Source organism: Variovorax sp. KK3 (assembly GCF_001984055.1).
In the GTDB taxonomy this organism is placed as follows: domain Bacteria; phylum Pseudomonadota; class Gammaproteobacteria; order Burkholderiales; family Burkholderiaceae_C; genus Variovorax.
In genome coordinates this window covers 73,316-84,714 of the sequence record NZ_LYVO01000025.1, presented here as the reverse complement: position 1 = coordinate 84,714, position 11,399 = coordinate 73,316, and the positions used below count along the sequence as shown (strand labels likewise).

Here is an 11,399-nt window from a genome sequence, read left to right as displayed (position 1 = left end):
CGCCGGTGCCGCCCGTGCCGCCGTTGCCGCCGGCGCTCAGGGCCCAGATGCCGGCGCCGGGGGTCGCGTTGGCCGCGCCACCGTGGCCCAGGTTGGAATAGCCGACCACCGAGGTGCTGCTCGTGATCGTGACGGTGCCGGCCCCGGCGCCGTTGGCCCCGCTGGCGCCCTGGTCGTTGTAGTCGGGGACGTGGTTGTTGCCGCTGCCGCCGTTGCCGCCGACCGACTCGCCGAACATGCCGGTGGCATTGCCGATCACGGCACCTGTGACGCCCGGTGTGAAGACGCGGTCGGTCTGGTCGGGAGCGGCCCGGTTCGTGATGCTCACGTTGCCGCCCACCGCGCCCGGCTGCGACGCGCCGTTGGCGCCGTTGAAGGTGCCGATCCCGCCGCCGCCGCCGTTGCCGCCGGCGGAGTAGGCCCAGATGGCCGGCGGCGGAAAGTCCGCCGTGTTGGCGTCCGGCATGCCGATCGCCTGCACGGAGACACCTTGAGGAATGACCAGCGTCACGTCGCCCGTGGCACCGGCGGCGCCGCCGGACAAGGAAGGCAAGGAGCCTTCGTGGTCGTTGCTCGCGTTGGTCGCGGAACTGCCGCTGCCACCGACGGCTTCGATCTGGATGGCGGCCATGGCGCCATCGGACGTGTAGGCAATACCGCTGGCGGACGACACGGTGGCCGAGATGCCCATGACCGACTCGCCGGCGTTGCCGTCGCGGCCGTTCTGATTACGTTCCTGCTTGGACGGAGGGGGACCCGGATTGCCGACGTTGCCGATGTAGCAGTTGTTGCCGTTGGCGGAGCAGACGCTCTGTGCGCGAACGGTGTCTGCAGCGGCGAGCAGGAGCCCGCCGGCCATGACGCCGAGCGCCAGTTGGACGAGTTGTGACGTGCGGTTGCGAGCAAGGCGCGGCCCGCTCGATTTGTTCTGAATGGAAGACATGATCGAAGACATGGCTGATCTCGAAGGAGCGGCCGTCGCGACCGCAGGGTTTGAAAAAAAGGCCCGAGGAACCGGGCTCGAAAAATCAGGCGGAGAAGATCTCGCCGAGCCAACCGCAGCATTCCTGCGTGAGGCGCAGCCGGTTGTTCACTTGCACATGGCCGTCGGCGCCGGTGGCGGCGTCGAGCAGCACGAAGGACTTGCGCGCCGAGGGGATCTGCGCGTGCCAGGCCTTGGCTTGCGAGGCGAACACCGGCGAGTCGCCCGCGCCCAGGATCGACAGGAAGGGCAGGGTGACGAGCGAGGCGTCGGCCTTCATGCGGGCGGTTCGGGTGATGAATTCCTCGGGGGTCTTCGCGCCGGCCTTCCACAGCGAGCCTTGGTAGCTGCGCGTCGCGGCCACGGTCGGCGGCGTGCCGTTGCCGGCGGCCATGGCGTGGCGCACCGACTTCTCGAACAGGTCCGCGGGGTCGGGGAAGGGCGTGCTCGCCATCACCGTGGCGACGCGCTTCTCATGCCCTGCCGCGCGGGCCACGAAGTAGCCGCCCAGGCTCAGGCCGAGCAGTGCGATGCGGCCGGGCTTGGCGCCGAAGCGGTCCACCAGCAGGTCGATGGTCGCGGCGATCGGCTTCTCGGCTTCGGCTTCCCAGTAGAGGCCGTTGGCCTGGTTGATGCCCTGGCCGGGCAGGTCGACCAGCGCCACCGAGTAGCCGCGGTCGAGCAGGTTGCGGCCGCAGGTCAGGAACAGGTCTTCGAAGCAGGTGTCGGCACCGCCGATGACCAGCACGACCGGCGCATTCCTGGCCGCATTCTGAAAGTACACGCCGGGCAGCTGCTGGCCCTTGTAAGGCACGCCGAAGAAGGTGGCGGGCATCTCCAGCTCTTTCATCGCGGTGGCGAAGGCCGCCTTGTGCCTGGCGTAGATCGACGCGAAGACTTCACCGGGCGCGGCGAATTGCCAGGCCGAGCGATAGCTCGCGAAGGCTTTCAGGCGCGCCTCGCCTGCCTCGCGCTTCCAGCCCTTGCCCTTCCAGTTCTCGGCCTGCTGGTTCTGCAGGTCGCCATAGTTCGAGAAGGCAGCGATCCAGCTGTCGGCGTCGCCGTCCTGGATATTCGATGCCACGTAGTGGGCCTGGCCGATGTCCAGACCGCCGGTCGGGCCCCAGCTCATGGCGGCCATGAAGAACAGGTCCATGTTGGGGTCGTCGAAGCGGTATTTGCGGGCCATGCGCTGGTCGGGCCGCGCCGCGGTCGCCGCAGATGTTTGCGCCAGGGCGGTGGTGGCCGTGGCGGCGATGGCGGCGGCGGATGCGAGTCCGCTGCCGGCGTTTTTCATGAAGTTTCTCCGTTGCATTGCAGGTCTCCTTGTGACCGGGTTGGTTTGCGATGCAGGGAATATATGAGTCATGCTCACGTTTGACGACTCGCCTTTTCCTTCGATCGAAGACTGCAAGAAATTCTTTTCAAATCAATAGCTTGTGACGATTTTTTCCCGCGAAAGGTGATCTGAAATCAACCCTTCGCTCAGGTTGGCGCGGCGTTGTCGGCGGGGTCGCGTGGCATGGGCTGCGGGTGCTCGAAAGGCGCCGTGAGCCACGCCGAAACGTGAGCAATGCGGGTCGCGAAGTGAATGCGCCGAGCGGCTTTTCGCTCGCACGGCGCAGCCTTTGCGGCTCGTCGGAAACGCGAGTCGCCACATGGCCCGCCGTTTCGTAAAGTCGTGTGCACACCTTCCGGTTTCACGATGACTTCGATTCGCGCCCTCGCCCTGTTCACCATCGCGCCCTTGTGCGCACATGCCGCCATGCCCGACACCCCCACCATGATTCCGACCGCGCCCTCCGCTTCGACGCCGCGGCCCGCCGGCCCCGTGCCCGGCACACGGCTGACCGACAGCTATGTCCGGCTGGTCGCACGCGATGCCTACTTCTGGGCCTGGCCGCTCGTGAACGTGATGAGCCGACGCGCTGCGTACAGCCAGGTGCCGACGCGCATGTACGTGGGCGGCGCGCCGCTCGCGCCGCTCAACGAACTGACCATGCTCACCGACTACTTTCCGCCCGAGGTGCGCGCCGTCGCCTGCCCGAACCAGGACGTCGTCTACGGCAGTGGATTCCTGGCGCTCGACAAGTCGCCGGTCGTGATCCAGGTGCCCGATTTCGGCGAGCGCTTCTGGGTCTACCAAGTCGTCGATTCGCGCACCGACAGCTTCGCGCAGCTGGGCAGGATGTACGGCACCCGGCCCGGCTTCTACATGCTGGTCGGGCCGAACTGGCAAGGTGATGTGCCCGCGGGCATCACGCAGGTGTTTCGCGCCTCGACCAGCACGGGCAGCGTGATTCCCCGCGTGTTCATGGACGACGACGCGGGCGACAAGGCGGCTGTGCAGCAGGTGCTGAAGTTGGTGACCATGTACCCGCTCGACCAGTACGACGGCACGGTGAAATCGGTGCAGTGGTCATCGCTTCGGCAGATGCCCGCGGCCGCGAGCTCCGACACGGAGCGCGCGTGGGTCATACCGGAGAAGTTCTTCGACCTGCTGCCGGCGGCGCTGAAAGACGCGCCCCCACTGCCGGGCGAGCAGGCGCGCTATGCGCAGGTGCTGGCAGTCGTCGAAGCGGCCAAGGCCGACCCGGCGTTGCGCAAGGCCATGGACGAAGAGGCGCGCAAGGCCGATGCCGAACTGATTGCGCCGCTGTTCGAGTTCCGCAACTTCGGCCTGCCATTGCCCGGCCACTGGAGCACGACGACGAACACCGCCGCCTTCGGCACCGACTACTTCACCCGCACGGCCATCGCCAAGTCGAACATCTTCGTGAACGCGCCCAACGAGACGAAGTACTTCTATCAAGACCTCGATGCCGACGGGCAGCGCCTCAACGGCCGCCATGCCTACACCGTGACCTTCGCGCGCGGTGCGACGCCGCCGGTCGACGGCTTCTGGTCGCTGACCGTCTACAACAAGCACCACTTCTTCGCGCCGAATGAACTGAAGCGCTATTCGCTCGGCACGAAGAGCAAGACGCTGCGCTACAACGCCGACGGCTCGCTGACCCTGCACGTTCAGTCCACGCCACCCGATGCGGGCGATACCGGCAACTGGCTGCCCGCGCCGAAGGACGAGGACTTTTCTCTGTACCTGCGGGCCTACGGACCGCAGGCCGCCATCACCGGCGGGCAGTGGACGCCGCCGGAAGTGCCGCGTCTGCGCTGAGGGCCGCCGAGGCATCGCGCCACGCGGCCCCGCCTCGCCGCCTCAAGCCCGGGCGAATTCCGTGTAGCCCTGGGCTCCGCCGCCGAAGTACAGCGACGAAGGCGCATCGAACAAGGGCGCGTTCGTGCGCAACCGCTCGACCAGGTCGGGGTTGCCGATGAAGGGCTTGCCGAAGGCGATCATCGCGGCGTGGCCCGATGCCGTCGCCGTGCTCGCCAGCTGGCGGTCGTAGCCGTTGTTGGCCATGTAGGCGCCGCCGAAGGCCGAGCGCAGCGCCTTCACGTCGAAGGCATCGCCGCCGTTGTCGCTGTGCAGCTGGCCTTCGACGACGTGCAGGTAAGCCAGGTCCATCTCGCCGAGCCGCCGCACCAGGTGGCCGTGGGTTTCCATCGGCGTGCTGTCGAGCGGCGTGTCGCCCACGGCTGTGGAAAGCGGCGACAGGCGCAGGCCCACCCGGTCGGAACCCCACACGCCGGCGACGGCTTCCGTCACTTCCAGCGGCAGGCGGATGCGGTTCTCGATGCTGCCGCCGTAGCGGTCTTGCCGTTGGTTGGTGCTGTCGCGCAGGAACTGCTCGAGCAGGTAGCCGTTGGCGGCATGCACCTCGACGCCGTCGAAGCCTGCCTGCTTCGCCCGAAGCGCGGCCTGGCGGTAGTCGTCGATGATCCCGGCGATCTCGGACGTGTCGAGTGCGCGCGGCATCGAGGGCGGCTCGAAGCCCTTCTCGGTGAAGACGGTGGTCCCCGCGCGAATCGCGGAGGGCGCCACCGGCGCGGCGCCGCTCTCCTGCAGGCTGACGTGCGACATGCGGCCCACGTGCCACAGCTGCATCACGATGCGGCCGCCTTCCTGGTGCACGGCATCGGTGACGCGCGCCCAGGCATCCACGTGCGCATCGGTGTAGATGCCGGGCGTGTAGGCATAGCCACGGCCTTGCCTCGAGATGTTGGTGGCCTCGGTGATGATGAGCCCGGCTGTGGCGCGCTGGCGGTAGTAGTCCACGGCCAGCGGCGACTGCACGCCATCCATGCCGGCGCGTGAACGTGTGAGCGGCGCCATCGCGATGCGGTTCTTGACATCGATGGCACCCAGGCGGGTGGGGGAGAAGAGGGCTTCGGAAGACATGGTGTTCAGCTCCGGTGAAGTGGTCGATGGCTGAAGGATGCGTCCGCGAAGCCCATTCATCCAATTTATCCGTTGAATTCCAGATATGTCCCGTGCAACATATCTGGATGCGATACGACCTGAACCTGCTGCCCGTGTTCCTGGCATTGATCGAAGAGCGCAGCGTGACGCGCGCTGCCGAGCGCCTGGGCATGACGCAGCCCGCGCTGTCCAATTCGTTGACACGCCTGCGATCGATGCTGCTCGACCCGTTGTTCGTGCGCGAGCGCTACGGCATGCAGCCCACGGCCAAGGCCCTGGAGCTGGCACCGGTGATCGCCGCGGCGCTCGCGAGCCTCGACGACGTGGTGCGGGGCCAGCAGGCCTTCGAGCCCGCGAAGGCGAAGCAGCGCATCACCATCGCGCCCAACAGCTATGTCGAGTTCGTGCTGCTGCCCGCGATCGTGGCGAGCCTGCGCGAGCGCGCGCCGGGCATCGCCCTGCGGCTCACGCCCTACGGCGCGGACCTCGCCGAGACCGGCGTCGTTTCAGGTACCACCGCGATGGCGCTCGGCCGTTTCGTCGATCCGCCGGACAACCTGGTGGTGCAGCACCTGATGGACGATGGCTTGTCGTGCATCGTGCGGGCCGACCACCCGCAGGTGGGCGACAGGATCACGAAGAAGCAGTACGAGCGGCTGCGGCACGTCAACGTGCTGCCGCCCGGGCGCCTGCGCGCGGGGCTCTTCCAGGTGCTGGAGCGCGAGGGCTTGAAGCGCGAGGTGGCGGTGTCGGTCACGCACTTTCTTGCGATCCCCGAGGTGGTGGCTGTCACCGATTACTGCGCTACCTTGCCGAACCTGATCTGCCGCCGGCTGGCGCACGACCGGCGCCTGAAGATCTTGCCGACGCCCATCGACCTGGGGACCTTTCCGGTGGAGATGGCCTGGCACGTGCGCTATCGGCACGACCCGGTGCACGTCTGGTTGCGTGCGTTGATCGTCGAGCTGGCGCAGCAGCCCGCGCCCTCTGGTATTGCTCCCACTCCCTCTGGGAGAGGGAGAGAGGCCAGGCTATTCGTTCAAGTTGAGCTTGTTCGCCACGATCAGCGCCTTCCACTTCAGAAGCTCCTGCTGAAAAAGCTTCTTCGTCGCCGCAGGCGACAGCGGCGCGATCGAGAAGCCGCCCGCTTCCAGCCCTGCCACCACCTGCGGGTCGCGCGTGAGCTGCTGCACGGCGGCGGCCAGCTGCGCTTCGACCTGGGGCGGCAGCCCGGGCGGCGCGATGATCGCCGATTGGTAGGTCGAGTCGATCTGCGGGAATCCGCCTTCGGCTGTGGTCGGCACATCGGGCAGCTGGGAGATCCGGCGGGCCGAGGTCACGGCCAGCGCGCGCACGCTGCCGGACTTCACGTGCCCCAGCACGCCGATGCTGCCGAAGAAGCCGAAGGCCACACGGCCCGAGATCAGGTCCGGCAGCGCCGCGCCGAGGCCCTTGTACGGCACGTGCGTGATGTCCGAATGGATCAGGCCCTTGAACTGCTCCGCGATCAGGTGAGGCAAGCCCCCCACGCCGCCGGTGGCGTAGTCGATCGTTCCCGGATGCGACTTCACGTAGGCCACGAGTTCGGGCAGCGTCGTCACCGGCAGCTTCGGGCTGCAGATCAGCACCAGCGGCAGCCCACCGGGGCTGCCGAGGTAGGTGAATGCGGCCGGGTCGTAGCCGAGCTTGCGCGTGGCCGGCCCGATGGACAGCGCGCCGTTGTCCGACATGTGGATGGTGTAGCCGTCCGCAGGTGCCTTGGCGAGGTAGTCGGCGGCGATCAGCCCGCTGGCGCCGGGCTTGTAGTCCATGACGATCGGCTGCTTCAGGCTGCGCTCCAGGCCTTCGACGACCGGCCGCGCGACGCCGTCGCCGGTGCCGCCGGGCGAGTAGCCGATGACGAGCTTGATCGGCCGCGTGGGCCAGGCCGACGGCTGCGCGAACACGGGTGCGGCGACGGCGGACGAGGCCATGCAGGCCAGGAAGCGGCGCCGGTGCAGCTTCGGCACGCGTTCGGCGTGCGATTCGACGAGGCCATGGTTCACTGAAAGTCTCCTGGTTTCTAGGTGTTGTGTGCGGTGCGTTTCACATCGGCAGGCCGGCGCCGAATCGCCTGCGCTGCGCTTCCCATTCGCCGGCGCCGAACCTGCGGAAGACGGCCTCGACGCTCTGCCGGCCTTGCGGCAGCTCACGCGAAAGCCGCAGCTGCGCCAGCGCGTCGTCGACGGCTTCGAGCGTCGCCATCAGCGTGAGCGCCGGCAGGATCGCGAGCTTGTAGCCCATCTGCTCGGCCTGGCCCGTCGTCGTGATGGGCGTGCGGCCGTTCGGCACCAGGTTGATCAGGCAGGCGCCATGCACCCGCGCCGGCACGGCGGCCGCCTCGTCGAGGCTGCGCGGTGCTTCGACGAACGCGATGTCGGCGCCGGCGTCGAGCGCCGCATTGGCACGCCACACCGCTTCGTCGAAGCCGTCGACGGCGATCGCGTCCGTGCGGGCGATGATCATGAAATCGTCCGTCGTGCGCGCGGACACCGCGGCGCGGATCTTCGAAACGAATTCCTGGCGCGGCACGATCTCCTTGCCGTCGAGATGGCCGCAGCGCTTCGGCGAGACCTGGTCTTCGATGTGGATCGCCGCCGCGCCCGCGTCCTGGTACTCGCGCACCGTGCGGATCACGTTCAGCTCGTTGCCGTAGCCCGTGTCGGCATCGGCGATGAGCGGCAGGCGGGCCGACCGGGCGATGGTCGCGGCCCGGTCGCGCATCTCGGTGAGCGTGAGCAGGCCGAAATCCGGATAGCCCAGCGACATCGACACGCCGGCCCCCGTCATGTAGATGGCGCCGAAGCCCGCCTCGGCGGCCAGGGTGGCGCCGATGCAGTCGTACACGCCCGGTGCGACGAGGAGGCCGGGCGCGGCGAGCGCGTTCTTGAGTGACTTCGAGAGAGGCATAAAAGGCAGTGAATGGAAGGTGTTGGGCGGCGAGGTCTTGTGTTTATAGAATAGGTACCACCATCGACCCGGTCAACGCCGCCATGCGTAGGTGTTTCCGGCAAGTTGTTATACGTTCCTCCCCTTTGCCCCTTCGTCGGAAAGAGCATTCAGCCGCCATGTCGACCGTCAAAAGCGCGAGCGCCACCTCCCCCTTGGCCAAGGCATCCGGAACCTCGCTGCATCGCCAGCTCTTCATGGTGCTGCGCGACGAGATCTCGCGCGGCGTCTATGCCGAAAAGGGTGCGCTGCCACGCGAAATCGCCATCTGCGAACGCTTCGCCGTCTCGCGCATCACGGTGCGCCGGGCGTTGAGCGACTTGGCCGCGCAAGGCTACGTCGATCGCAGGCACGGGCAGGGCACCTTCGTGCGCGACGACATCGAAGTGCGCCGGACGCCGAGCCTGACCATCGTCGACGAGCTTCGCCTGGCCGCGGACGAGACCAGCGTGCAAGTGCTGGAGGTCGCATCCGCCGAGCCGCCGGTCGACGTCACGCGACTGCTCGGCCTTCAACCGCAGGCCAGGGCGGTGCATGCGGTGCGGCTGCGCAGTGCCGGCGGCGTACCCGTCATGCTCACCGATGCCTGGGTGGCGGGAACGCACGGCCGGGGTGTCACGCAGGCTGCATTGCGCAAGCGGCCGCTCTACGAGATCCTCATTGCGCAGGGCATGAAGTTCGGGCGCGTGCTTCAAGAAACCAGCGCGCAGCCGGCGGACCCGTCGCTGGCGGAGCACCTGCAGGTGGGCCTGGGCTCACCGATCCTCAGGATGGTGCGGCTCATGCACGACCACAAGGGCCACCCCGTCCTGCACATCTCGGTCTACCTCACGCCCGAGCGCAGCCGTGTGCTCATGGACCTGCCGGGCAAGGCGATGAACACGATGGGCGGCGGCCGCATCGTGCACGACGTGGCGCCACCGCCGCCGCAGAAGGGCGGCAGAAGCCGGGGCTGATTGCGGCCGATGGCGACGCGTCAGCGCGCCCACACCCAGGGCCGCGCGATCCGGTCCTGCCGTTGCCAGGTGTCGATGGCGTCCGTCCGGCGCATCGTGGCGCTGATGTCGTCGAGCCCCTCCAGCAGGGCCTGTCGCTTCATCGGGTCGATCTCGATGGCGAAGCTGCTGCCGTCGTGGGCCTCGATTCGCTTCTCGACGAGGTCGACCGTCAGCGGCCGGCCCTGGCCCGTCAGGGCACCGAGCTGCGCCACCTGTTCGCGCGCGAGCCGCACGGGCAGCACGCCGTTCTGGAAGCAGTTGGAGAAGAAGATGTCGCCGAAGCTCTCGGCGATGACGCAGCGGATGCCGCGCCCCGCCAGCGCCCACACCGCGCCTTCGCGCGACGAGCCGCATCCGAAGTTGGGCCCCGCGATCAGGATGGGCGAGTCGCGGAACATCGGCTGGTGGAGCACGAAGTCCGGGTTCGGCGACCCGTCCGCCAGCTGCGCCAGCGCCTCGAACGCGAAGGGCCCGAGTTCGTCGCGGCCATGGGCCGTCAGCCGCTCGATGCGGATGATCACGTCGGTGTCGATGTTGGGCTGCGGAATGGCGGCGGCCGTTCCCTCGATGCGTGTGAACGGCGTCATGCGAGGTCTCCCGCGCTCGCGACGCAGCCGGCCAGCGCCGACGCGACCGCGGTGGCCGGGCTCGCGAGGTGCGTGCGCACGCCCGGCCCCTGGCGCCCGACGAAGTTGCGGTTGGACGTGGAGACGACGCGCTCGCCGGGGCTGCCGACTTCGCCGTTCGCGGCCACGCACATGCTGCATCCGGGCTCGCGCCAGTCGAAGCCGGCGGCCCTGAACACGTCGGCCAAGCCTTCCCGTTCCGCCTGCCGCTTGACGTTCTCCGAACCGGCCACGACCCAGGCCTGGACGTGGGGCGCGACCTTGCGGCCCCGGATCAGCCGGGCTGCATCGCGCAGGTCGCTGATGCGCGAGTTGGTGCACGAGCCGATGAAGACGCGGTCGATGCGTGTTCCGTGCAGGCGTTGGCCCATGGCGAGGCCCATGTAGCGGCAGGCCTTGTCGATCGCGCCGTAGGCGTCCGCATCGGCCAGTGTGCCGGAGGGCACGCATTCGCCGATGCCCATCGCCTGGTCCGGGCTCGTGCCCCAGGTGATCATGGGGCCGATGCCCGAGACGTCGAGCGACACGTCCTTGTCGAAGCGGGCGTCGTCGTCGCTGCGCAGCGCCATCCAGGCTTCGGCGGCCTGGTCGAAGGCGACACCGCGTGGCGCGAGCTCCGTCTGCGCGAGGTAGTCCACCGTCTTGCGGTCGGGCGCCACCATGCCGATGCGCGCGCCCATTTCGATGGACATGTTGCACAGGGTCATGCGCTCTTCGAGTCCGAATGCTGCCACCACCGGACCGGCATATTCCACCGCGTGGCCCGCCGCTGCGCCGGCGCCCAGCGTCGACACCATGAACAGCGCGATGTCCTTCGCCGTCACGTTGGCGCCGGCGGTGCCGTGCAGCCACACGCGCATGGTGCGTGGCCTGCGCTGCAGCAGCGTCTGCGATGCGAGCACGTGTGCGAGCTCCGACGAACCGATGCCAAAAGCCATGGCGCCGAGCGCGCCGTTGGTGCAGGTGTGGCTGTCGCCGCACACCACGGTAAGGCCCGGCTGAACGATGCCCAGCTCCGGCGCCATGACGTGGACGATGCCGTGGCCCGGCTGGCCGAGATCGAAGAAGCGGATGCCGCTGGCCTTGGTGCGCGCTTTCAGGCCCGCATAGAGCGCAGCGCCGCCAGGGAAGCTCTGGCCCGTGCGGCCCGCTTCGGACGACACCACGTGATCGGGCGTCGCGTAGACCAGCTCGGGGTTGCGCACCGGCAGCGCACGCCGCCCGAGCTCGATGAGCCCGGGCGCGCCGCCCAGGTCGTGCATCAGGTGACGGTCGATGTGCAGCAGCGCCCAGTCGTCCTCGAACGACTGGACGACATGGGTGTCCCATAGTTTCGAGAAGAGCGTCTTGGCTGTCATGCGGGGCCTCCGATCGGGGGTTGTTCGGCGGGGTGATTCTAGAAATATAAACACCACCCATCGCGGCAAGAGGTCCGAAACGTATAAACACTTGCCGCAAACACCTAGCCCCGTGCGCGTTGCCGT

At 68.2% G+C, this 11,399-nt stretch carries 8 protein-coding genes and 2 pseudogenes; 3 read left to right on the top strand and 7 right to left on the bottom strand.

Annotation, left to right across the window (positions count from 1 at the left end; translation table 11 throughout):
- Together B0W80_RS14495 and B0W80_RS14490 are read right to left on the bottom strand one after the other, a co-directional pair.
- Positions 1–955 (bottom strand): annotated as a pseudogene (locus B0W80_RS14495) (hypothetical protein); the annotation flags it as partial.
- 73 nt (positions 956–1,028) lie between these two features.
- Positions 1,029–2,279 (bottom strand): S9 family peptidase, encoded by a 1,251-nt coding sequence (locus B0W80_RS14490; protein WP_218668902.1) that lies wholly within the window; start codon positions 2,277–2,279, stop codon positions 1,029–1,031.
- Between the two features lie 408 nt (positions 2,280–2,687).
- On the opposite strand from B0W80_RS14490, the gene B0W80_RS14485 reads away from it, so the two are divergent.
- Complete coding sequence (locus B0W80_RS14485; protein ID WP_076999847.1) at positions 2,688–4,157, top strand: DUF1254 domain-containing protein; 1,470 nt, start codon at positions 2,688–2,690, stop codon at positions 4,155–4,157.
- Positions 4,158–4,199: 42 nt separating this feature from the next.
- Here the strand turns inward: B0W80_RS14485 and B0W80_RS14480 are convergent, their stop codons facing one another.
- Positions 4,200–5,282: an alkene reductase gene (locus tag B0W80_RS14480; RefSeq protein ID WP_076999846.1), complete on the bottom strand. Its 1,083-nt coding sequence runs from the start codon at positions 5,280–5,282 to the stop codon at positions 4,200–4,202.
- 26 nt (positions 5,283–5,308) lie between these two features.
- Here B0W80_RS14480 and B0W80_RS14475 point away from each other — a divergent pair.
- A pseudogene (locus B0W80_RS14475) lies at positions 5,309–6,208 on the top strand (LysR family transcriptional regulator); the annotation flags it as partial.
- Positions 6,209–6,334: 126 nt separating this feature from the next.
- Here the strand turns inward: B0W80_RS14475 and B0W80_RS14470 are convergent.
- Positions 6,335–7,348, bottom strand: a complete 1,014-nt coding sequence (locus B0W80_RS14470; RefSeq protein ID WP_076999845.1) for a tripartite tricarboxylate transporter substrate binding protein — start codon at positions 7,346–7,348, stop codon at positions 6,335–6,337.
- A gap of 40 nt (positions 7,349–7,388) precedes the next feature.
- Entirely contained in the window at positions 7,389–8,252 is an 864-nt protein-coding gene (locus B0W80_RS14465) for an oxaloacetate decarboxylase (protein WP_076999844.1), read from the bottom strand.
- Positions 8,253–8,410: 158 nt separating this feature from the next.
- Here B0W80_RS14465 and B0W80_RS14460 point away from each other — a divergent pair, with 158 nt between their 5' ends.
- Complete coding sequence (locus B0W80_RS14460; protein WP_076999843.1) at positions 8,411–9,247, top strand: GntR family transcriptional regulator; 837 nt, start codon at positions 8,411–8,413, stop codon at positions 9,245–9,247.
- Positions 9,248–9,267: 20 nt separating this feature from the next.
- On the opposite strand, the gene leuD is transcribed toward B0W80_RS14460, so the two are convergent.
- A complete protein-coding gene (gene leuD / locus B0W80_RS14455) occupies positions 9,268–9,876 on the bottom strand; it encodes a 3-isopropylmalate dehydratase small subunit (protein WP_076999842.1) in 609 nt (202 codons plus the stop codon).
- Positions 9,873–11,273, bottom strand: coding sequence for a 3-isopropylmalate dehydratase large subunit (locus tag B0W80_RS14450; RefSeq protein ID WP_076999841.1), 1,401 nt, complete (start codon positions 11,271–11,273; stop codon positions 9,873–9,875). Before B0W80_RS14450 ends, leuD begins: the two co-directional genes overlap by 4 nt.
- Positions 11,274–11,399 lie beyond the last annotated feature (126 nt).